We start from the raw sequence: 22,105 nt of genomic DNA on the forward strand, positions 1-22,105 counted from the left end.
GATACAATCCATTTGAGCCAAGGAGGCCTGATTCCGATTCAATCGACCATCTATTCGATCAAACCGATCGAGACGCCGTTCGCACTCGACCAATCGTTCGCTGTCATGAACCAGCTTCGGCCCGACCTGACCCTCGCGTCGTATCGAGACCTCGTCGCCAAGATGCGGCCACAAGGGTATGAGCTGCATGCATTATATGCGGACGACGACATCGTATCATTAGCCGGCATCGAGGTACGCGTCAACCTGTATCTCGGGAAGCACATCTTCATTTACGACCTCGTCACGTGTGCGAACCACCGTTCAAGCGGATATGGTGAGATGTTGCTCGATTTCGTCCAAGAGTATGCCCGTGATCAGGGGGCGACATGTGTCGCGCTCGAGTCTGGGCTCGCCCGGACCGATGCGCACCGCTTTTATACGGACAAGATGGGCTACGCCATCACCAGCTATTCGTTCCGGAAACAATTGTAGATATGGAAAAGGGAAGAGCGAGCCGCTCTTCCTAGCCTCATTGTATCGTGATTCCGTAACCAAAAACAGACTACCTCCTCCTAATTTTAGCCACTATACTTTGGATACATGACAAAAGGAGAGATGCCTCATGACAAATGAATCAAAACCGCTCGATCCGGGCCCGTTCTTCCACGGGACAAAAGTCGAACTGAAGCTTGGGGAGGTACTTGAGCCCCGACGCGACTCAAATTATCAAGACAAGCAATCGAATTATATCTACTTCACGGCGACGCTCGATGCCGCCAAATGGGGAGCGGAGCTTGCGAAGTCCGATGCCCGTGAACGCATCTATCTCGTCGAACCGACCGGTGACTTCGAGAACGATCCGAACTTGACCGACAAACGGTTTCCCGGCAACCCGACCCGGTCGTACCGCTCGACGGCACCGCTCAAAGTCGTGGCCGTACTCGGGGCTTGGGAACGTCATCCTGACGAAGTGATTGCGCACATGCTCGTCTCGCTTGAGAAACTGCGGCAAGCTGGAGAAGATGTGATTGACGATTGACACGAAGGAGAAACACATTGAAGAATAAGAAAACGGATGTCATCAAATGATGTCATCCGCTTTCTTTTGATTCATCTGTTGAAACGAGGTATTCGCATGCACGAGTGTGAACGGATCCGCAAGCGTTGCTGCTGAAGCCTCGGCTTGAGACGTCGTGTCATCGGTGACGACTGATTTTTGACGTCGTAATCGGAACGCCCGCTCGAGCCGACTCGTCAACAAGTTGCTGAGGAAGACGAGCATGGACAGCCCGAGGGCCGGAACGAGGAACATATGGTTCGTCATCCAAGTCATTGCCGTGAACTGCTTGAAATAAAAACCGAACATCGACGACCATTCAAACAGTGTCGGTCGGACCCCTTCAAACAGGAAAACGGTCCCTCCGAAAAAGACCCCAAACAGAGAGAGATGAATGAGCAACATCAGTGTTTGCACGAACTGTTGCATGAAGACAATGACCAACGTCGGGACAAGGTGCGGCCACAGGTGCCGCCTCGTCCGATGCCAGACGCTGCCTCCTAACGTCTCGGCGACGATCATAAACTCTTGTTTAAGTAATTGCCGTACCTCTGTAGTCAAATAGAGCGTGACGGCAGGCAATCCGAGCACCACGAAGACCGTCAACTGAAGCGTTACGCGGTCTAATAACGGCGGCACCATCGTCGAGTCTGCGAAGAAAAAGGACGGGAATAACATCATCATGGCCAACAATGAGATAGGCAGAATCAAGAATCCATCTAACACCATTTTGAAGATTCGGTTCAAGCGTGCCCCGCGAAACGCGAGCGGAATCCCGACGAGTAAGCCGAGCGCCATCCGTCCGAGCGCGACAGTCGCACAAATGCCGACCGTCCACTTAAAACCTTCGATCATCATTTGGAACAAGTCATTCCCGGCCCGGTCGGTTCCGAGCCATTGATCTTTAGATGGTTCGAGTGGTGGGATGCCGATCAAGCGGCCCTCGTCAGAGTAACGGTTCAGGAATTGATCGACTTGCCCATCACGGAACACGGTATTCCCGATACTGAGTAACAGCAGACTTACAAAAATTATAAAACCGATCATAAAAATTGGGTCACGCAGGAGTGTACGACGCATCAAATCCCTCCTTTCCAAGCGTTCGGGATGAGCCATTCCGCCAGTAAATCCAATATAAAGATCGGGATATAGACGACCAACAAGATGACAAGTAGGATCGGCATGACAGGATTATAGACGACGAAACGGAAAATCCCTTGTACGTTAAATAAATATTCGATGATTAAAAGACTTGATAATACCGTAATTAGGTTCGAGCGGAAAAAGAGATAGAAGCGATACACCAAATTCGGGAGCAAGTGTCTCCAGAACAGGGCGGCCGGTCGGACGCCTTTGGCCCGCGCCAGCTCGAGAAACAGCGTCGCTTCCTCCTCAAGGATGTGTTTCGTCAACCATTTGAGGAAGAAGAACAGGATGGTGAGCGTCAACGTCACAATCGGCAAAAAGCGTATGTATTCGGCAAACCCGCCTGCGACTTCAATCCGATCAAACCCCGTCTGCTTGTAAATCGTGATGGCGAGGAATTGCGAGAAGATGAGCCAAAATAAATCCGGAATCATCTCGAGCGTCTGGCTCGTTTGTTGGAGCACCGTGCGCACACGCTTCCCGCTTCGATAAAAGAAATAAGCGTATAGAAGAGCGAACCCGACCGAGACGACGAGTGACGTCATAAAGATGATGACCGTCTCTTTCATGAGCGGACCGAGTGCAGGCAATAACGGTAACTCTCGTTGCGCTGTGACGTTATAGTATGTAATCTCATCAAGTTTCGCCAACTGACTAAATTGTTGTTGCAGCCCGTTCCAGTAATTCGATGGCACGAACTCGAGCTGCGCGACGAGTGACGGCAAGGCACTGATCGCAATCAACACAAACAGTGTGATGAAAAACTGAGCCGATTTTTGAGCAATCAAATTCATCATGTCTTCCCCTTTCTAAAAATAAATCGATTTTTGATGAGGTCGTTGGGCTTGCAAATAAGCAATGAGCCATGGGATTTTCTAACCGTTGTGTTCTTTATGAAAGGAACATCTAGTCGAAAAATCTTTATCGGTAATAAAGAAGCCAAACCAAAATAAAGCATATCGTTGATACGAAAGTAAAAAATATCCATATACACTGTTATGATTCTATCACAATCCATATAGAAATAAAAACAATATTCCGAAAATTATGTATTTAAGACGGAGTAACATCTAATCGTAACTAATGGCAGTGCTAGGCCTTATAGGCATTTCACAAAATAAAGCAGCCTATTACATATTATTCTTTAAAAAAAGTATTCCCATTTGAAAGGAATACTTTAGTATGTCGAAAACAGAACGTCACCATCCTCAGACCGTAACTCATAATCGACGAGCGTATTCAATTGTTGCGTCAACGTAACAATGCAATCAAATTCATTTCCCGGACCGTACGGTATATCGGGCCGAACGCGCGTCTCATACGGTATGTCATTCATATAGACGTCGATATCACGGGCTCTCGCCCCGTTATCAACGACATAACACGAACCCGTCTCCGTTTTATATCGACCGCTCGCCCGGTCATACGTATCAGGGACTGTTATGAGTAACACGAGAACCACTAATAGCATCGATCCTATGGACGCAAACAGCTTTGCAACTTTCCGTTCCTTTCGCCACTGGACATAATACATCAATGTCGCACCAATAAGTGCGAGCGCGATGCACCAAAAACCAATCAAATCAATCATGCCATCACTACCTATTCTTCAGTGTGTAGGAGAAAACATTTGAATATATATCGACTATATGTATCCGGAACGGCAAGCAGGAAACACATGATGGTAAAGAGAATACTAAACATGGCTCCCAACAATTTCATCAGTTTGCGCTCGCTCCGCCACTGTGATGCATACATAAACGTCGAGAGCACACACATGAATCCAACAAACCAAAACGCAGTTAATTATGCCAACCTAATCACTTCTTCCATACTATACGAACTCTTCTGAATAATGTTTCATCAATTCTTCATTTCCAAGGAGACTGTTATGACCCATTTTCTAAAATTACAAACAATCTCCATCTTGCTAGCGGTCCTACTATGTTTGAACATTCAACTGCTCGCCAACAGTGGACGGCTCTATTTGATAATGGATCATGTTTATATGCTTGTCATCGCTACTATCGGTCTTGCTTCACTCGTCTTGTTCACACAGGTCATCGTCAAACGCATCAGGCGACTCGCACCTTCACCATGGAACCTATCCCTGTACGTTTCATGGCTCCCTTATTTGGCGCTGTTCACATACGGCTGGACGCGTATCATCCCTCCTCCTAACGAAGCAGCCTGGCCGAGTCCCGCCTTCGGGCTATTGATCATCGCCCTCACGCTCACGTTCCCACTCTATATATTCATCGTCCATATGTGGGCCCGCTCCAAACAACAAACGACCTAAAAAAAACGTGCGCGACCGATTCCGGTTGCACACGTTTTTTACGAGAGTTCCTGGCGTCGCTTCTGCCACGCCACGAGCAAGATGCTGATGATGACGAGCAAGAACCACGACGACAACTTGCCGAGGTCGACGAGTGCCCAGCCGCTCAACTGATTCGGATACGCCCAACCGTTATAGAACGTGACGATATTCTCGGCGAACCAGATGAAGCAGGCGATCAAAAAGAAAGCGACGACGACCGGCATCGTGAAACGGCGGTCGTCAAGCCGGTACGTGACGATGGCCCGACCGAACGTGAGAAAGACGAGTCCGATCAACAGCCAGCGCAAATCGAGCCAAATATGGTGCCAAAAGAAGTTGAAGTAGATGGCAATACCGAGCCCGAAAGCGATCAGCGGTGGTGGCATCTTCAAAAACTCGAGGTCGAGCCGGCGCCACGACTGGACGACGTAACTGCCGACGCTCGCATACATGAAGCCGGCGTAAAGTGGGACGCCAAAAAGTTTCGTCAGCGCCTCGTCGGGATAGCTCCACGACCCCATCTGTACTTTGAACAGTTCGAGGCCGAGACCGATGACGTGGAACCAACTGATGACTTTCAGTTCTTCCATCGTCTCGAGCCCGGTTTTGACGAGCACGACTTGGACGAGCAGGCACCAAATGAGCAGCACGTCATAGCGTGGCAGCGGAAAGTCGAGCCATTTTGTCAGCGCGAGCGCACCGAAGATCGCAACCGGGAAGATGCAACTGAGCGCCTGCTCGTAACCGAAAATGAACAAATAGCGGATACGTCGCATGATGTCACCTACAATTCGATGTATTCATAGAGGAATGACGACTCGCCGTCAAAGAAACGCGGATCGTATAGACCGAGACGTTCATCCTCTTCGACGACGACAACGAACGGGGACCACTGTTTGAGCGTGATCGCTTCTTTATTCTCATCAAACAGCGGCGTCAAGTCGGCATCGTCCGCGCTCGTCAGCTCGTATTCGAGCTCAGGTGTCTGATAGATCGAGTCACTGAAGATCGAGACGCTCTCGTCCGTTTTCGTGACGACCGTGAACTGGGTCGGGATGAACGAGGCCGATAGTGCCACTTCATCGTGCTCGGCGGCGTACGTCTGATACAAGTACGCACCCTGCGCACTTTGAACCAAGACGTGGACAACGATGGCTGCCCAAGCGTAGCGATACACCGTATGCCGGACGTCCGCCCGACGCGCGATCAGCCAAGCGACGAGGAAAATCCCCCAATAGACGAAGTCAACGATCGGGATGACGCCGAACGTGACCCGGACGTCGGACAACGGTTCGAAATAACCGGTCCCCCAGGCGTTGAACAAATCGGCCGTATTATGGATGAAGACGGATAAGAGCGCCCACCAGAAATAGCGGACATCGGTCACGTTGAACAGTACGCGGACGAGTATGTAAATCAGTAACGCGAACAGCGGCACGAGGAAAATCGAGTGGGTGATGCCGCGGTGCCACATCTGATACATCCCTTCCGTGTCCCATAACCGCGAGACGACGTCACTGTCCGGAATCTGACTCCCGACGAGTGTTGTCACGAACAGCGCCCGCTTTTCGTTTTTTTGTAGTTCACGTTTGTCGGCCGCCCCGTACAGCGTCAAGCCGAACAACGTATGTGTGATCGTATCCATGCAACACCTTCTTTCTGTTTTGAAAAGACATCCCCCTCATCGCGAGGCGGATGTCCGTCCGTGCTTTATTTCTCTTGGTCCATTTTCATGGCGCGTCTTGCGACGACGGCGACAAAAATGACAGCGACAATCGGAATGATCAAAGGCATCCAATTCAACATCCGCCTGTCCCCCTTCTACAAGTGTCGCAAGCAGTATATCACAGTTTCAAATCAATCGTTTTAGTGGATGCTCGCCTTGGCGTAACGGCTTGCCATCGACTCAATCGTTTCACGCATATGGTCGCGCAGCGTGACCGGTTCGAGCACCTCGACTTGCGTACCGAGCGACAGGAGCCAGAAGACGAAACCGTCTGATACGGCCGCGTCGAAGCGGATGAGGAATCGTTCCTCTTCACGTGTGATCGACACGTCTTCCCCGAGCTTGTCGAAGATGACCGGGAGCACCCGCTCATCGACGGCGAGAATGATCTCCTCATCGAGCCCGTTATACATGTTAAACGATTTTTGGAAGTAATCGTCCGCCAGATGATGCTTCAGGCGCGGCGTGTCGTCCTCGACGATTTCCGAATTGACGATGCGGTCGACACGGTAGTTGCGAATCTCCCCGATCGATTCGTCGATGCCGATCAAATAGTACTGCTCATGGTTCCAGTGTAGGTCGATCGGATTGACGACGTAGCGCTCGCCGTCACGGCGGAGCGGGAACGTGCGTTTCGTGACGTCAAAGCCGACGACGTCCGTGTATTGGAACGAGATCGCCTTCTGTTCTTGGATCGCCCGTTGGATGCGGTCGATATGGTACGGGATCTGTCCATGCTTTTTCTTCGGTGTCTTGATGATCGATTGGAGCGTCTCTGCTTCCGGGATGCTCGTCAGCTTCTGGAGCTTCTCGACGATACTTTCCGTCACATCTTCCGAGATGAACTTGGCCGCGACGATCGCATCGACCATCATGCGAAGCTCGTGAATTTCAAATAGACGGGCCGAATGCCAGTATTTTTTGGCGAGACCGTTCTTTTCAAGCTCATCCTGCACCTCGAACCCCGAATCGGTCAATGCTTGAATGTCGTCTTTCACCGATTTTTTTGCTAACTTAGAAGTATCTCCAATTGTCGATAAGTATTCGAGCAAGTCTTCTAACGTCTTTGGATGATTGTCATCTGTGTGGCGTTCGAAAAACCGTCTCACCTCGAGTAACCGTTCTCGGTTGTTCACGGTTTAATCCCCTTTCAGTTCTCTATATGTATGATGTATAAACAGACATTATCATGTAATTTCCATGAAATAAAGTTATTTTCCATTACAATTCATTTAAGGAGGCGCACGCCGCTGTGAAACACTATGCCCATGTCAACGGCACGAAAATCGAATATATGGACCGCGGTCATGGTCCGGTCGTCATCTTGATTCATGGGACCCAATCGTCGAGTCTAGAACCGTACCATGTGGACCGTCTCGTCTTGTCCGGATTCCGGGTCATTGTCCCATCGCGACCTGGATACGGTGAGACTCCGTACTCATTTTCGGCCACGCCCCAACAGTTCGCAGGACACTTACAGCGCTTGATGGAAGTCATGGCCATCGATCGCTATCACATCTACGGCATCTCGGCAGGTGGACCGACGGCGATCGAGCTCGCTTCTGACAATGAGCGGGCGTCGAGTTTGACGCTCGCCGCCGCCGTGACGAGCGCGGTCGACTTCCCGTACCGAGACTACGTCAGCCGAAACGTCGCCCAGCCCGCGTTCATCCTGGCGCAATATGCGATGAAGTACTTCGTCTTTAAAGCGCTTCAAAAGCAACCGTTCGAGGCGACGGCGCGGATGATCGAATCGACGAGTCTGCTCGCACTAGACGCCGTTCGCGACGAAGTGACGCCGTACGATATCTTCTTATTGAAGCGGGTCGCGAGTCAGATGACGTTCGGGCTTGGCGCCCAGTTCGATCTTAGGCAACGTGTCGCCGCCGAGGCGTTGCTCGGGGTGACTTGTCCGACGTACATCGTTCACTCTAAAAACGACAAGGCCGTCCCGATCCGTCACGCCTATTATGCGAAGCGGCTCATCTCGCACGCTCAACTTATCATCTTGAACAGCCCCGGCCACTTGATTTGGATCGGCCGCCACGCCCGGAAGAGCGAACAACAGATCGAGCGCTTTATCCGCTTCAACTCGTGAGACACCTTTAGTCAGGTGTCTTTTTTCAATCCGTCTCAAGCAGTTCAATCAACTCGTCCGTCACGTCAGCCGGGACGAGGTACACCGTGTTCGTATCATTCACGTTCATCAGGCTAGTCGGTTTACCGGATTCCCCAATCCAGACGTAATAGCGATCCGTCTCGTCACTCTTAAATCGAACTTCCACATCATATTCGGGTGTCGCCATATTCACGATTCCTGGTTGTTCGTCAGCATTTCGAATCATGTCCGCGAATACCTTGACGTCTTCAAGTCTGTCGTACGTGACGACGGCCTGCTCCTGGAACCGACCAAAGTCGACCGATTCAGCGATACGGACTTGCGCGATGTCTTCCGCGACGAGCTCGCTCGTTTCGCACCCTCCCATTAACCCTACGGTCAGTGCAGCTATACCTGTCATCCATTTATCCCGGCGTTTCATCTAGTCTCACCTCCACATGTTGTCTTGTATCTATACGAGAGACGCGTATGCTAGGTTTCATGGATGAACACAATTAACTTCTTTAGTCGTCAATCCCGAGCGTAAAAATCAAGCGGTCCGTGACGTCCGCCGGTACTCTGTAGACGAGGTGTGTGTGGGCGACATTCATCAACACACTCGGAGTCCCCCTTCTTCCGAGCCAAAGTTGATAGCGTTCCACGTCATCGCCCTTGTAACGGATTTCGAGATCAAAATCCGGTTCATTGTGAATCGTTTCGCCCGTAAACTCATCAGCATTTCGAAGCATGTCCGCGAACACTTTAATGTCATTTAATCGATTCAACTCGACTAAAAATTGTTCACTGAATCGCGTCCGCCCTGAGGACTCAGCGATTTTCACCTGATCCATCTCTTCAGCGTCAATCGCCTTGAGTCGTTCTCTGCCATATCCATATGGCAACGTGATCCGCCTTACTTCTTTCATAAAATCAAACAGTCGGTCCACAATTACATCACTCCCAAGTTTATGATTATCCTTTCATACGCAAAAAGTGAGCGCTTGGTTTCACTTGCATTTCGGAATTATAATCTTCGTTTCTTCATGCTTCGTTCTAAAAAGATTGGCAACATGTTCAATCCAATCGAGATGCTCGTCAGCACCCACCACGCTCGTCCCATGCCCGGTACGACATCCGCCAACGCACTCCAATCCTCCGCTTCGACCCAGACTGTTAAATAACTATAATCCGCGCACAGCGTCAACGCGGTCAGCGATAAAGCAATTGCCATCGGCAGCTTGTAATCTTTCCCTACACTGAACGTATATAAATTAAATAACGTCGCCCCAATCGCAAGTAATCCAAATATGATCCACATTGTCCTATCGTCTCCTGTTGTTTGATATGTAAGTTATTTCCTATTCCCAGAATAACACACGCAAGGAATGAAGCAGTCGGATTTTTAGGACAACAAAAAAAGCCGGGCCGAAGCCCAGCTCTTCCTTATTGATACGTCCAACCGGTCAGGCTCGCAGTCGCTCCTTCATAACGCAACTGTTTTTCAAGCTCGCTCGGGAACACGCGGAGCGTGGCGACGGCCTCGCCGTCATTGACGAAACATTCGACACTCGACGAGTCGACGAACACGTGAAGTGATTCGACGGCGATCGTTTTCGTCCGGGTCGTTCCGAACTCGGTCGCGAACGGCTCACCGGCGTTCGTCCGGTCAATCGTCAGTTCATGCGTCGCTGCATCATAACGAATGACGAGTGACTCATTCCCGACTTGAAGCAGGTCGAGCGTGAAGTCAGATCCGTCCGTTTTCAGCTCGAGCTCGTAACGGTCCGGTGTCGAAGTTTCAATCACCGTACCGGATGTGTTGACGAATTCGTCTTGGCGTAGCTTCGTCATCGCTTGCACCGGACGCTGTTTGAGCAATCCGTCCTCGAGCGAGAGTTCACGCGGCAACGTCAAGGCGTGGGCCCAGCCGTAGCGGTCCGTCGGGTAGTCAATCTCCGGCAAACCCATCCAACCGACAAGTACACGGCGGCCTTCATGTTCGGTCGTCTGTGGTGCGTAGAAGTCGAACCCGAAATCGAGTTCTTCGAACGTTCCGTGTGTGAACGTCAACGTCTCGACGTCGAGTTTGCCGATCAAGAATCCAGACTGATAGATGTTGTGATAACGGTGGCCATCCGGCTCGATGCCTTGTGGCGAGAAGACGAGGACGTGTTGACCGTTCAGTTCGAACACGTCGGGGCATTCCCACATGTAGCCGAACGGGTCGAGACCCGTTTTGACTTCGCCGAGGAACGTCCAGTCGTTCAAATCAGCTGAACGATACAAGACGACACATCCCGTCTCGTTATCACGCTGCGCTCCGACGATGGCGTAATAGGCATCGTTCTCGAGCCACACTTTCGGGTCACGGAAATGTTCCGTGTAGCCGGCCGGTACGTCCGGGATGGCGACGTTCCGGCGTTCGATCTTGCCGTCTCGTAGCACGCCGATGATTTGCGAGGCGTGACGCGTCCAGTCGTCCGTCCGGTGGTTGCCGGTGTACATGACGTGGAGTTCACCGTCCTTCACGAAGCCGCTGCCCGAATAGGCACCGTGTGAGTCTTCGGTCGTCTCCGGGACTAACGCCACCCCGCGGTCCGTCCACGTGACGAGATCGGGTGATGTGACATGATACCAATGCTTCAGACCGTGTACCGGTCCGAGCGGGAACCACTGATAAAACATGTGATACTCCCCGTTGTAATACGTGAATCCGTTCGGATCGTTCAGGAGTCCTGTCGGCGGTTGGATATGGTATCCGAACCGCCACGGGGAAGCGGCCGTCTTCGTGCGGAGCGTCTCCATCTCGAGGGCACTCACGTCACGTAACGAGCGGTAACGCTCTGCCTTCGTCCAACTCATACAATCACTTCCTTTTTCTTAAGCTGCTTGTTTGACTGCTTCTTTTTTCGCTTGGCGTTTCGCAAGGACGAACGTCAATCCGAATGCGACCGCGAACGAAATTGCCATGCCGATAATATACGACACGATCGATGCCGGTGCGATCGAGATGATCCCTGGAAGACCTGCTGCGCCGAGGGCGACGGCGAGGACTTCACGACCGACGATGAACGCCGAGGCGATCCCAGAACCGATGATGGCGGCGATGAACGGATAGCGTAGTTTCAAGTTGACCCCGAACATGGCCGGCTCAGTGATTCCTAACAGTGCCGAGATGCCTGATGCCGAAGCGACACCTTTCATCTTCTTATCGCGTGTCAAGAAGAAGACGGCAAGCGTAGCCGCGCCTTGGGCGACGTTTGACATGGCCGCGATCGGGAAGATGAACGAACCACCTGTGCGCGCGATGTCGGCGAGAAGCTGCGTCTCGATGGCGATAAAGCTGTGGTGCATCCCTGTGATGACGATCGGGGCGTACAAGAGACCCATGACGAGACCACCGAAGAAGCCGAGTGAGTCATACGTCCAAACGAGCGAATCGATGATCAAGTTACCTGCTTCACGCGTGATCGGTCCGACGAAGGCGAACGTGACGAACGCCGTGATGAGGAGTGTAAGCAGCGGTGTGAGCAAGATGTCGAGTGATACCGGCATGAATTTGCGGATGTTGATCTCAAGTTTCGATAAGATATAAGCCGATACGAGGACCGGTAACACTTGTCCTTGGTAACCAAGCTTCTCAATCTCAAAGCCGAGAATGTTCCAAACCGGGATGTCACCGACCGTCGCTTGTGCGTAGGCGTTGACGAGATCCGGGTGGACCATGATCATCCCGAGCGCGGCGCCGAGGTATGGATTACCCCCAAACCGCTTGGCGGCGGAGAACCCGATCAGGACGGGTAAGAAGACGAAGGCGGCGTTCGCAAACGTATTGATCATCGCAGCGAGGTCGGCGATACCAGGGTACTGATCGATCAGCGAGCTGCCGTCGAAGAACAAATCAGGTGCCGTGAGCAAGTTGTTGATCCCCATCAAGAGACCACCGGCGACGATGGCCGGGATGATCGGTACGAAAATATCAGATAGCATCTTGACGAACTGTTGGAGCGGGTTCATCTTCTTCGCCCCGGCCGACTTGACATCGGTCGTTGACATGTCACCGAGACCTGTCAATTCGGCGAATTCGGCGTACACTTTGTTGACCGTACCTTGGCCGATGATGACCTGATACTGGCCGCCTGTTGAGAACGTTCCTTTGACGACGTCAAGTGCGTCGAGTTTTTTCTCATCGACTTTCGACTCGTCGTTTAGGACGAGGCGGAGCCGGGTCGCACAGTGGGCCGCGGCGGCGACGTTATCTTTTCCACCGACCGCTTCTAAAATCGCTTCTGCTTCTTGTCTGTAGTTCATTCTGATTTCCCTCCTAGCGCTTCAAGCACACGTTGTTGTGATGGTATGGCTGGAATCGCGCCGTAAGCGGTGCACGTAAGCGCGCCGGTCACGTTCGCATATTCGATATCCTTTACTAAACGAGCGTCATCGACCCCGAGTGTCGCTAAGCGATACAAGTAGGCACCTACGAAGGCGTCACCTGCTCCCGTCGAATCGACGCTGTCAATCTTCACCGACGAAATCACGTTGTTGCCGTCCTTCGTGGCGATCAATGTCCCGCGCGAGCCGAGCGTGATGGCAATCCGTGTCGCACCCGTTTCGAGAAGTGACGCGACCGCTTGATCTAAATCGTCATGCCCGGTCAAAAGTTGCGCTTCCTCTTCGCTCAACTTCACAAAATCGGCTTCTGCGATAAAGTGGAGCGAGTCTTGTTTAAACGCGTCGATATCTGTGACGAGCGCGTCCCGGTAGTTCGGGTCGAACGAGACGAATAAGTTGTCACGCTTGGCGAACTGTAACAGTTTGAAGTAAGCATTCTTCAACTCACCGTCTAGCAGTGCCGTCGCTGAACCGAAATGAACGATGTCGCCTGGCTTGAAAGCGGTCAAATCGATCGCTTCGAACGCATAGTCGCCGTCACTCCCACGACGGAACGTGAAGTCGCGCTCCCCGTCCGCTTGGATCGAGACGAAAGCGAACGTCGTGTCACCCTGTTCGACTAGATTCTCGACGCCGACGCCGTTGTCGACGAGCGTCTGTTTTAAAAATTGTCCGAACGGGTCGGCTCCGACCTGTCCGAGAAAACTTGAGCGTCCCCCATGTTTACTGACGACGGCGGCCACGTTCGCCGGTGCGCCACCTGCTTTCTTCACGAACGTCGTCCCATTGACGAGATCGCTCGACGCGTCTTCACAAACCCAATCAATCAATAGTTCACCAATGCAATGTACGGTGTTCATTCGTCCACCTCCATGTTTGAATGTATTGCTTCGTATCGTTTATCGAACCGGTTCCATAAACAAATAAAAAATGTTGCGGAACCGGTTCCGCAACACAAATGTAAACGATTTAATTCAACATGTCAACGCTTTCTCGCAATTTTAATTCGAAAGTTGTGAACGTTTTCATCGGGGTGGCTTCACCTGTCAGCAACTGGAGGATCATGTCAGCCGCACGAGAACCAGTCCGCCGATATGGAAGGTGGACCGTCGTCAGCGATGGATGCAATACTTCTGTGAAATCGTACCCACCGAAACCGCTGACCGAGATGTCGTCCGGCACTCGTTTGCCGCCGTTCGCTAACCCTTTCAAGACACCTAGCGCGATATTGTCGGTCGCACAAACGACGAGCGTCGCATCCGTCACGTCGGTCGCGAGCTGCTCACCGATCGGGATGGCGTCGTCGATTCTGAACGTCGTCGTCATCGAACGGACGACGGCGCCAGCTTCATTGAACGCTCTCAAAAATCCGTCACGACGGGCTTGTCCTACGGCGATATCATCCTCTGCCACTCCGACATAGATGATGTCCCGGTGCCCCCACTCCATGAACTGTTGCCCGAGCGCATACGCCGACTCATAGTCCGGATAGACGAGGCTGTGCACGTCATCGTGCTGTTGACCGATCAACAGGACCGGGATTTGAATCGCTGCGATCGCCTGTAGATGCGCTTGTGTCACCGTCGTCCCGAGCCAAATGATGCCGGCCACTTTTTGTTTGGCTAAGTTATACAGTTGCTCGATCTCACGCTCGGTCTGTTGGGCAGTGTTGACGACGAGCATCTGATAGCCGTACTCGGTCAAGCGTTCGTCAATCCCCATCATCGTCCTTGAAGCCGCGTACGAATCGAGCCGTGGGACGATGACGCCGATCATTTTCGTCTGCTTCGACTTCAAACTTTGGGCGAACTGGTTCGGTTCATATTTCGTCTCACGGATGACCCGCTCGATTTTTTCGCGGGTAGCCTTCCCGACCGATCCTCCATTTAAATAACGGGAGACAGTACTTTTGGCAACACCGGCGAGTTTAGCGATGTCGTTGATCGTCACTTGTTTCATCTTAAAACCTCCATACGAAAAAACTGACGCGCTAGACGCCGTCAGTTCAGTGGTTCATCACGTATCGTTTTTTAAAGTTTAAATAATAAAGTCCGTTGCGTTTCTCGAAGCCGTTCTTTTCAAGGACGCGACGCATCGCATCTTTATGTGGACTCGTCGGCGGAATGCCGGCGCGGACGGTATGACCGTCTTTTAAATCGGATTGCTCAAGCGCGAGGCGCAATCCTTCTGTCGCATAACCTTTATCTTTATACGGGTCAAACACCATCAAATCGAGCTGATAGACGCGAGCAAGCTTGAGAAGCAGTACTTTACCGACGATTTGTCCGTCTTGAACGAGGTCGAAGTAAAAGTCCTCCCCATAACTATGTTCGTCGGCCGTGTATACATGCTCGGCCCCCATCTCGACGAAAATACCTTTTAATTCTTCGGCTGAGATGCCGTAAGAGCTTTGACCATATTTCTGAAAATGTTCATATTCGATCTCATCGATCTGGCGAATAGGTTGACGCACGATTTTCATCCCGTGCCCTCCTTAACAGTTATTCCAACGTCTTTCCAAACTCATTATATACGAAGCGCGTCACGAAGCGCAAAAGATAACCTAAATCAGACCGGTTCGATATGAATGTGGACCGAATCGACGGCGTGGTGTTTATCGAGTTCCCGTTCGATATCGTCACAAAGCGTGTGGGCCTCGTCGACGGTCAAGGCACCGTCAACGGCGATCGTCACGTCGAGCATGACGTGGTTACCGAGATGCCGGCCTTTGATCTCCCGAACTTCTTTGACGGTATCAAAATGTTGAATCGTCTCTTCATAAGACTCGACGAGATCAGGCGGGAACCCGTCAGACAGTTGATGCGTCGCATCGAGAAAGATTTGGATGGCGGTGCGGATGATGAGTCCGGCGATGACGACCGCGAGCACTGTATCCATCCACGGCAGCTTAAAGTAAGCGAACAAGACGCCGAGCGTCGCACCGATCGAGATCAAGGCGTCGGCCAAATTGTCTTTCGCGGCCGCTTTCAGCGCGAGTGATTTGGTCTGTTTCGCCAAGTTCAAATTGTAGCGATGGACACCGTACATGACGATCGCACTAAAGAATGCGACGACGGCGGCGAGCGGGTTCGGCTCGACGTAGACACCGGCGAGCAGGTTGGCGATGCTGTTCAATAACACGAACACCCCGACCGCGACCATGATGAGCGAAGCGACGAGCGCGGCAATCGTCTCCATCTTCGCATGGCCATACTTATGTTCAGCATCCCGCGGCGTTGCCGCCACACGAATCCCGATATAGACGGCAATTGATGCGATGACGTCGGTCGTATTGTTGAAACCGTCGGCGAGCACGGCTTCCGAATTGTAAATATAGCCGAAGACGACTTTGAGGACAGATAAAATCAAATAAGTCGTGATTGATAAAATGGCTCCTTTGAGCGCTTTTGGTGGATGATTTGTCGAATGCATCCGCCCACCTCCTTTTTAGCTAGGTTAGTATACCAGTTGTTCTTCGTGTGGGCATAGAGAAACAGTGTTTCCCGAAGTCAAAATAAATGGAATATATTCCCGGTAGTTTCGTCTTCCGAAAATTATGGTAAAGTAAACAAGAAGAGACCCTTGTGGTTAAACCGTAAAAGAGGTGAAACATATGTTCACAGAACGTGATGGTATTAAACTTCGTTTGGAACAAATTGACAGATTGTTATCCGATTTGAATCGTGAAGCGAAACAATTGATGGTACGCTTACGCGAACTTGATGCGAGTGGTGAGAGCCCACAAGAAGCGTCACTTAAGCCAGAAGATCGTGATACGCTCAAAACGTCGATCGATGAGACGCTCGAAGCGCTCCAAACCCGCTCGAAACGCCCGATCAACCCGAACGATGAGAAAAAGAAAGAACTCGCCTCGAACAAGGCGCTCATCGATGAGTTGTCGGATCTACTCAGTAAGAAAAAATGAGACGCCACCGCGTCTCATTTTTTAAGTAAGGAGATTAAATGATGTATATCGTCACAACTTGTCTACGGCCGACTGAAGCAATCATTCATAAGGCAAACGAGCACTCATTGCTACACGATGTGCCGTTCGTCTCGCGGCGAAAGCATTCAATCGAGACGTTGATGAGCCGGCACGGTGCCGCCGTCCTCGTTTTCGATAAGCGCCGCGTTGAGTATACGCCGCTCGGCGCCAAAGAGCCGTTCTTCTTCCATCCATCAAGCTCGGTCTTCCGTGTCAAGCAACTGCTTCGTGATGGCAGCGACCCACTGATTGATGCGGCCGACCTTCAACTCGGAGACCGCGTGCTCGATTGTACACTCGGACTCGGTTCCGACAGTATCGTCATGAGCCACGCCATCGGCCCGAGCGGTCGCGTCGTCGGCCTCGAGAGCGAATTCATCACAGCGACACTCGTCAAAGAAGGCATGTCGGTCTGGGAAGAGAAAGAGAACGCTTTGAATGAAGCGATGCGACACATCGAGGTCGTTTGGACCGACGCCCTCACTTATTTGAAAAATTGTGCGGATGACGAATTTGAGGTCGTCTATTTCGATCCGATGTTCGAAAAAACGATTTCAGAATCAGTTCATCTGAACCCGTTACGAGCGTTGGCAAACGAAGCGCAGTTGTCAGATGAACTGATTTCAGAAGCCAAACGCGTTGCGAAAAACAGAATTGTCCTAAAAGCACATTATGAGAGCCCGGCTTTCGAAAAGTATGGATTTAAGCGACTTTCACGCAAAACTTCGAAGTTCCATTATGGATATATCGAAAAAGAGACTCGTTCGGATTAGGTAATTTGACTTAATCGGGACGAAAGTCTCTTTTTTCTTATTTTTCATAATTATTATTTTCTGAATATTGACATTAATCAGACACAAGTTTAACGTTTACATCAAGCTCACACAATTTCCCATTATTTTTACAGGAGGTCAGTCCAAATGAAAAAACGTTCCATCCGTCGTACGACGCTCGCCGTCGCGCTGACATCGGTCATGAGCGTCAGTGCGATCCCGGCCGTCGGTGCCGCTCCACTTGCCGCTTCACCGTTACCAACCGCAACAAATACTGCCCCATTCGATCACAATATCATCGATGAGGATCGTCTCGCCAAAGCGCTCGAAAAGCGTGGCGTCATCAAAAAAGGGCTTTCAACGAAAGAGCGACAGAAAGCCGTCGACGCGTATATTAAAAAGAAACAAGGTACAGCGAAAGATGCCCACGATCACAAACATGATGACAAATTGAATGACAAAGCGGCGAAAGCGAAAGAGAAGATACATAACCAATTCGAAAAAGAATCGAAACGTCTCCTCGACAAAGCGAAAAAAGGTCAAGGCAACTATCGAAAAGGCAAACCGAATGGCCAAATCAAAGTCGATCCGGCCAAAGCAACGGGCTATAACGGTGCGGTTCGTGAAGACAAAGTGCTCGTCCTCCTCGTCGAGTACAGCGACTTCAAGCATAACAACATTGTCCAAGATCCCGGTTATATGTATAGCGACAATTTCAGCAAAGAACACTACGAGCAGTATATGTTCGGCGATGAGTCGTTCGAACTGTTCAACGGTGAGAAAGTTCAGACGTTCAAACAGTATTATGAAGAACAGTCTGGCGGCAGCTACACGGTCGACGGTACCGTCTCTGAATGGTTGACCGTACCAGGTACGGCGAAAGACTACGGCGGTGACAACCCGGCCGGCGGGAATGACAACATCGGTCCAGGTCCCCGTCAACTCGTCAAAGACACGTTGAACGCGGCGGTCGCTTCAGGAATGGACCTCGCCGAATACGATGAGTATGACTTGTATGACCTCGACGGCGACGGCGACTTCAACGAACCGGACGGCTTGGTCGACCACTTGATGATCATTCATGCTGGTACCGGCCAAGAAGCGGGCGGCGGTGTCCTCGGTGACGACGCGGTCTGGTCACACCGTTGGGTACTGGATGGCGTATATGGTGTTGAGAACACGACGGCTGACGTCCCGTATTGGGGCGGTAAAATGGCCGCATACGATTATACAATCCAACCTGAAGATGGAGCGGTCGGCGTATTCGCCCACGAATTCGGTCATGACCTCGGTCTTCCTGACGAATATGACACGCAGTACACAGGCCAAGGCGAGCCGGTCCAATCATGGTCGATCATGAGCGGCGGCAGTTGGGCTGGTAAAGTGGCAGGAACGGAGCCGACGAGCTTCTCGCCACAAAACAAGGAATACTTCCAAAAATTGATGGGCGGCAACTGGGCCAACATCACGGAAGTCGATCTTGAAGACATCACTGAGCAAGGTTTCGTCTCGAAGCTCGATCAATCGGTGACGAAATCGAACAACCCAGGGTTGTTGAAAGTGAACCTTCCGGACAAGAAAGTGAAAGGTATTGAACCTGAGTTCGGACAGTACTACTACTACTCGACAAAAGGTGATAACTTGCACACTGAACTCGTGACACCAAGCGTCAAGCTCGGTGCTGACGGCACACTCGCCTTCGATACACGGTTCGATATCGAATATGATTACGATTACTTGTACGTCAAAGCACTGAGCGGCGGCAAAGAAGTCGTCCTTGACGTCTATGGTGACGACAACACCGGAAATGACGCCGAGTCAACAAACGGCGCGTGGGTGAACAAATCGTACGACTTGTCACAGTTCGCCGGTCAAGACGTCCAGATCGTGTTCGAATACGTGACAGACGGCGGTCTCGCCCTTGAAGGATTCGCCCTCGACAACTTGGCGATCACGTCAGGCGGACAGACACTTCTCGCAGATGACGCGGAAGGTGCTGAGGCGGTCACGCTCGACGGCTTCGTCAAGTCGGACGGTTATGACACGAAACCGCACTACTACTACCTCGAATGGCGTAACCACGCAGGCGCTGACACGGGTCTCTTGAACGGCCGTGGCGTCAAGTACAACACCGGTCTCGTCGTCTGGTATGCCGACGACTCGTTCTCGGACAACTGGGTCGGTATCCACCCGGGTGAAGGTTTCCTCGGAGTCGTCGACTCACATCCAGAGGCGATTGTCGGTAACTTGAACGGCAAAGAAACGGTTTCAGGCAGCACGCGCTACCAAATCGCGGACGCCGCGTTCAGTTTAGACAAAACGCTCGCTTGGTACCTCGATTCTCCGAGCCGCGGAATTTACGACTACAAGGCGCAATCTGGCGTGAAACAGTTCAATGACGCCAATACGTACATCAACTCGCTCATCCCGGATGCGGGCCGTAAGCTTCCACAATACGGACTCGTCGTCGACGTCGTCGGCGAAGCGAAAGACAATTCGGCTGGAGCTGTTTGGGTCCGGACGAAGTAAGCATGATTTGTTTGACCCTCGCCCTTCTCATCAAGAGAAGAACGGGGGTCTTATTATTCTAAAAAAGCTTGAATTTTCAATCGAGACTGTGTAACATACTAGTTGTAACGCCTCTGTAGGTTAGTGGCAGACCTCAGCAATGGTAATGCTGCAGCACGAGTTCGATTCTCGTCGGAGGCATCAACTGAATCCGTTTTACGGAGCGATAAAAAGCACTTTCTCGAAAAATAGAGAAAGTGCTTTTTATTGTATCTAATCCGATTTGATATTCCAATAAATGGTATAATGAGCAGATACATACCTAAAGGAGACTAGATATGAAACGTTTCATCACACTACTAGCTGCCGTCGCCTTGTTGGCCTCTTGTACCCAAGAGACAACGGATCGTCCGATTGACTCACCACCAAAGAATGAAAATATCGTGATCGATGTATCTGAGACGCAACCTTTCTCCGAACCTGTCCCGACCGAAGAAGAAGTCTCGATATTTTTAGGCTATCTCGAGTCACTGAGCAGTGATACGCTCGGTGCGCTGCGTCAATCCGAGCAATCCATCTTCGCCTGTGGGACGTCTTGTGAAGACCGTCCGCTCGAAGAAATCTCTACTCAAATCGACAGTAACCGTGAAGAGCTTGAATCAATCCGTGCCGATATTGATGAAATTCTTCCGGCACTTGACCACCTTGTGTCATCTGACGTATCAGGAATCGATCGTGAAGGGCTGACCAGCGTATTGAACGAACTCACATCCGTTAGTGAGGGGTTGACGCAGTTTTTAGAGGCTGACGATTGGGCTTATTGGGAAGATGCCCGTACCCGATTGAATCACCTATCTTCGATTATGAAAGGCATCGCCATTTATCTAAGTGGTGTGTGACATTATATCAACTACATAGGCTGCTCTCATCCAAACTCGGGTGAGGGCTTTTTTCTTACAGTCATGGAAACTGTCTTGACACGTCTCCGGTTCCTCTATAAACTTGAAAAGTTGAATTGAATGATTTTTCGGAAGGAGCATGACAGATGCTGAATGAATGGTTATGGATCCCTTCTGCCCTGCTCACGCTCGGTCTGCTCGTCCTCAGCTATAAACTGTTCGGACGGGTCGGACTGTACGCCTGGATCGCGATGGCCTCGGTCGTCGCCAACATCCAAGTGACGCAGCAGATTGTGATTGGTGGTTTCATCTTCACACTCGGGAACATCGTCTACGGTTCCCTTTATTTAGCGACAGACATCTTGAACGAGAAACATGGCCGTCACGCCGCCCGCAAAGGCGTCTGGCTCGGGTTCTTCATCTTGATCGTCTCGACGGTACTCATGCAGTTCGCCTTGCTTTACGAACCGTTCGAAGAAGCGCTCTATATGCATGAGAGCTTCAAGGCGTTGTTCTCGATGCTCCCGCTCATCACGCTCGGCAGTCTCGCGGCGTACCTCGTCTCGCAACTGTTCGACGTCTTCATCTATTCGAAGATTCGGGCGAAAACGGGTGAGAAGAAACTGTGGCTCCGGACGACTGGATCGACGGTCGTCTCACAGTTGATCGATACGCTCACGTTCTGTACAATCGCCTTTTGGGGAATGGAATGGGATATCTGGTGGAACATCTTCGTCACGACGTATGTCGCGAAGTTCATCATCGCTTGGATGGCCACGCCGTTCATGTATTATGCGAAACGGACCGAACCACAAGACGACGAGACGGAAAAAGCAGCCTAAATAAAAAACCGCAACCTCAACGGGTTGCGGTTTTTTCTCGAATTTGCAGACGCACCGCGTAAGGCCGCGCATCTTCGAGTGACGACGTCTCCCGACAAACAGTGAGCGCCATGTAAGCGTCGATAGCGAGCGCTTCGATGGTCTCGTCCGTCATCTCGACCTCAAGTATGGTGTAGGGCGGCAGATGTTCGAGCTTGACCCACTGCCCGTGCAGGTTCTTCACATAGATGATTGGTTCGTCAATCGAGTAACGTCGGAGTAAATCAGACACGTTCACGCGATCCCCTCCTTAAACCAAACCTTTATCCTCATTATAGAAAGCGCTTACGATTCTGTAAACCGTGCTTCCCGAAAATTTGGCAGTCCAACGCTTCAAA

At 51.2% G+C, this 22,105-nt stretch carries 25 protein-coding genes and 1 tRNA gene; 10 read left to right on the forward strand and 16 right to left on the reverse strand.

The window, feature by feature from the left end; genetic code table 11:
• Window positions 1-12: 12 nt before the first annotated feature.
• Both BJU60_RS02235 and arr read left to right on the forward strand, forming a co-directional pair.
• The gene (locus BJU60_RS02235) at window positions 13-474 is read left to right on the forward strand and encodes a GNAT family N-acetyltransferase (protein ID WP_367946372.1); all 462 of its coding nucleotides are present in this window, start codon (window positions 13-15) and stop codon (window positions 472-474) included.
• Window positions 475-604: 130 nt separating this feature from the next.
• Window positions 605-1,021, forward strand: a complete 417-nt coding sequence (gene arr, locus BJU60_RS02240) for an NAD(+)--rifampin ADP-ribosyltransferase (protein ID WP_070327289.1) — start codon at window positions 605-607, stop codon at window positions 1,019-1,021.
• A 42-nt stretch (window positions 1,022-1,063) separates the two neighbouring features.
• Here the strand turns inward: arr and BJU60_RS02245 are convergent, their stop codons facing one another.
• The 3 genes from BJU60_RS02245 to BJU60_RS02255 form a co-directional block, all read right to left on the reverse strand.
• A complete protein-coding gene (locus BJU60_RS02245) occupies window positions 1,064-2,119 on the reverse strand; it encodes an ABC transporter permease (RefSeq protein WP_070327290.1) in 1,056 nt (351 codons plus the stop codon).
• Window positions 2,119-2,979, reverse strand: coding sequence for an ABC transporter permease subunit (locus BJU60_RS02250; RefSeq protein ID WP_167615653.1), 861 nt, complete (start codon window positions 2,977-2,979; stop codon window positions 2,119-2,121). Before BJU60_RS02250 ends, BJU60_RS02245 begins: the two co-directional genes overlap by 1 nt.
• A gap of 383 nt (window positions 2,980-3,362) precedes the next feature.
• A complete protein-coding gene (locus BJU60_RS02255) occupies window positions 3,363-3,776 on the reverse strand; it encodes a hypothetical protein (RefSeq protein WP_070327292.1) in 414 nt (137 codons plus the stop codon).
• Between the two features lie 300 nt (window positions 3,777-4,076).
• On the opposite strand from BJU60_RS02255, the gene BJU60_RS02260 reads away from it, so the two are divergent.
• The gene (locus BJU60_RS02260; RefSeq protein WP_070327293.1) at window positions 4,077-4,484 is read left to right on the forward strand and encodes a hypothetical protein; all 408 of its coding nucleotides are present in this window, start codon (window positions 4,077-4,079) and stop codon (window positions 4,482-4,484) included.
• Window positions 4,485-4,522: 38 nt separating this feature from the next.
• On the opposite strand, the gene BJU60_RS02265 is transcribed toward BJU60_RS02260, so the two are convergent.
• From BJU60_RS02265 to BJU60_RS02275, 3 genes are all read right to left on the reverse strand, one after another.
• On the reverse strand, window positions 4,523-5,281 hold the full coding sequence (locus BJU60_RS02265) for a DUF817 domain-containing protein (protein WP_070327294.1): 759 nt from the start codon (window positions 5,279-5,281) through the stop codon (window positions 4,523-4,525).
• A gap of 8 nt (window positions 5,282-5,289) precedes the next feature.
• A complete protein-coding gene (locus BJU60_RS02270; RefSeq protein ID WP_070327295.1) occupies window positions 5,290-6,150 on the reverse strand; it encodes a metal-dependent hydrolase in 861 nt (286 codons plus the stop codon).
• A 221-nt stretch (window positions 6,151-6,371) separates the two neighbouring features.
• Window positions 6,372-7,367 carry a helix-turn-helix transcriptional regulator gene (locus tag BJU60_RS02275; protein ID WP_070327296.1) on the reverse strand — a complete coding sequence of 332 codons (996 nt, stop codon included), beginning with the start codon at window positions 7,365-7,367 and terminating at the stop codon, window positions 6,372-6,374.
• A 116-nt stretch (window positions 7,368-7,483) separates the two neighbouring features.
• Between BJU60_RS02275 and BJU60_RS02280 the strand changes: the two genes are divergently transcribed.
• Window positions 7,484-8,329, forward strand: coding sequence for an alpha/beta fold hydrolase (locus BJU60_RS02280; RefSeq protein ID WP_070327297.1), 846 nt, complete (start codon window positions 7,484-7,486; stop codon window positions 8,327-8,329).
• Window positions 8,330-8,354: 25 nt separating this feature from the next.
• Here the strand turns inward: BJU60_RS02280 and BJU60_RS02285 are convergent, their stop codons facing one another.
• From BJU60_RS02285 to BJU60_RS02325, 9 genes are all read right to left on the reverse strand, one after another.
• Window positions 8,355-8,771 carry a hypothetical protein gene (locus BJU60_RS02285; RefSeq protein ID WP_070327298.1) on the reverse strand — a complete coding sequence of 139 codons (417 nt, stop codon included), beginning with the start codon at window positions 8,769-8,771 and terminating at the stop codon, window positions 8,355-8,357.
• Between the two features lie 82 nt (window positions 8,772-8,853).
• On the reverse strand, window positions 8,854-9,276 hold the full coding sequence (locus BJU60_RS02290; RefSeq protein ID WP_070327299.1) for a hypothetical protein: 423 nt from the start codon (window positions 9,274-9,276) through the stop codon (window positions 8,854-8,856).
• A 77-nt stretch (window positions 9,277-9,353) separates the two neighbouring features.
• Window positions 9,354-9,647: a hypothetical protein gene (locus BJU60_RS02295; RefSeq protein ID WP_070327300.1), complete on the reverse strand. Its 294-nt coding sequence runs from the start codon at window positions 9,645-9,647 to the stop codon at window positions 9,354-9,356.
• Between the two features lie 125 nt (window positions 9,648-9,772).
• The gene (locus BJU60_RS02300) at window positions 9,773-11,191 is read right to left on the reverse strand and encodes a glycoside hydrolase family 32 protein (protein WP_070327301.1); all 1,419 of its coding nucleotides are present in this window, start codon (window positions 11,189-11,191) and stop codon (window positions 9,773-9,775) included.
• A gap of 18 nt (window positions 11,192-11,209) precedes the next feature.
• The gene (locus tag BJU60_RS02305) at window positions 11,210-12,640 is read right to left on the reverse strand and encodes a sucrose-specific PTS transporter subunit IIBC (protein WP_070327302.1); all 1,431 of its coding nucleotides are present in this window, start codon (window positions 12,638-12,640) and stop codon (window positions 11,210-11,212) included.
• Window positions 12,637-13,581, reverse strand: a complete 945-nt coding sequence (locus tag BJU60_RS02310; protein WP_070327303.1) for a carbohydrate kinase family protein — start codon at window positions 13,579-13,581, stop codon at window positions 12,637-12,639. Before BJU60_RS02310 ends, BJU60_RS02305 begins: the two co-directional genes overlap by 4 nt.
• A 109-nt stretch (window positions 13,582-13,690) precedes the next feature.
• Complete coding sequence (locus BJU60_RS02315; protein ID WP_070327304.1) at window positions 13,691-14,680, reverse strand: LacI family DNA-binding transcriptional regulator; 990 nt, start codon at window positions 14,678-14,680, stop codon at window positions 13,691-13,693.
• A gap of 46 nt (window positions 14,681-14,726) precedes the next feature.
• Window positions 14,727-15,203, reverse strand: coding sequence for a GNAT family N-acetyltransferase (locus BJU60_RS02320; RefSeq protein ID WP_070327305.1), 477 nt, complete (start codon window positions 15,201-15,203; stop codon window positions 14,727-14,729).
• A gap of 86 nt (window positions 15,204-15,289) precedes the next feature.
• Window positions 15,290-16,153 (reverse strand): cation diffusion facilitator family transporter, encoded by an 864-nt coding sequence (locus tag BJU60_RS02325; protein ID WP_070327306.1) that lies wholly within the window; start codon window positions 16,151-16,153, stop codon window positions 15,290-15,292.
• Between the two features lie 181 nt (window positions 16,154-16,334).
• Between BJU60_RS02325 and BJU60_RS02330 the strand changes: the two genes are divergently transcribed.
• The 6 genes from BJU60_RS02330 (at window position 16,335) to BJU60_RS02355 (ending at window position 21,728) form a co-directional block, all read left to right on the forward strand.
• On the forward strand, window positions 16,335-16,646 hold the full coding sequence (locus BJU60_RS02330; protein WP_070327307.1) for a hypothetical protein: 312 nt from the start codon (window positions 16,335-16,337) through the stop codon (window positions 16,644-16,646).
• A gap of 41 nt (window positions 16,647-16,687) precedes the next feature.
• The gene (locus BJU60_RS02335) at window positions 16,688-17,479 is read left to right on the forward strand and encodes a class I SAM-dependent methyltransferase (protein WP_254281622.1); all 792 of its coding nucleotides are present in this window, start codon (window positions 16,688-16,690) and stop codon (window positions 17,477-17,479) included.
• 147 nt (window positions 17,480-17,626) lie between these two features.
• Window positions 17,627-20,008, forward strand: a complete 2,382-nt coding sequence (locus tag BJU60_RS02340) for an immune inhibitor A domain-containing protein (RefSeq protein ID WP_070327309.1) — start codon at window positions 17,627-17,629, stop codon at window positions 20,006-20,008.
• A gap of 109 nt (window positions 20,009-20,117) precedes the next feature.
• Window positions 20,118-20,188 (forward strand) — tRNA-Thr (locus tag BJU60_RS02345).
• 137 nt (window positions 20,189-20,325) lie between these two features.
• Window positions 20,326-20,886, forward strand: a complete 561-nt coding sequence (locus BJU60_RS02350; RefSeq protein WP_070327310.1) for a hypothetical protein — start codon at window positions 20,326-20,328, stop codon at window positions 20,884-20,886.
• A gap of 146 nt (window positions 20,887-21,032) precedes the next feature.
• Window positions 21,033-21,728: a queuosine precursor transporter gene (locus BJU60_RS02355; RefSeq protein WP_070327311.1), complete on the forward strand. Its 696-nt coding sequence runs from the start codon at window positions 21,033-21,035 to the stop codon at window positions 21,726-21,728.
• 16 nt (window positions 21,729-21,744) lie between these two features.
• On the opposite strand, the gene BJU60_RS02360 is transcribed toward BJU60_RS02355, so the two are convergent.
• On the reverse strand, window positions 21,745-22,005 hold the full coding sequence (locus BJU60_RS02360) for a hypothetical protein (RefSeq protein ID WP_254281623.1): 261 nt from the start codon (window positions 22,003-22,005) through the stop codon (window positions 21,745-21,747).
• Window positions 22,006-22,105 lie beyond the last annotated feature (100 nt).

This window comes from Exiguobacterium aurantiacum, from assembly GCF_001766415.1.
Classification (GTDB): Bacteria; Bacillota; Bacilli; order Exiguobacteriales; family Exiguobacteriaceae; genus Exiguobacterium; species Exiguobacterium aurantiacum_A.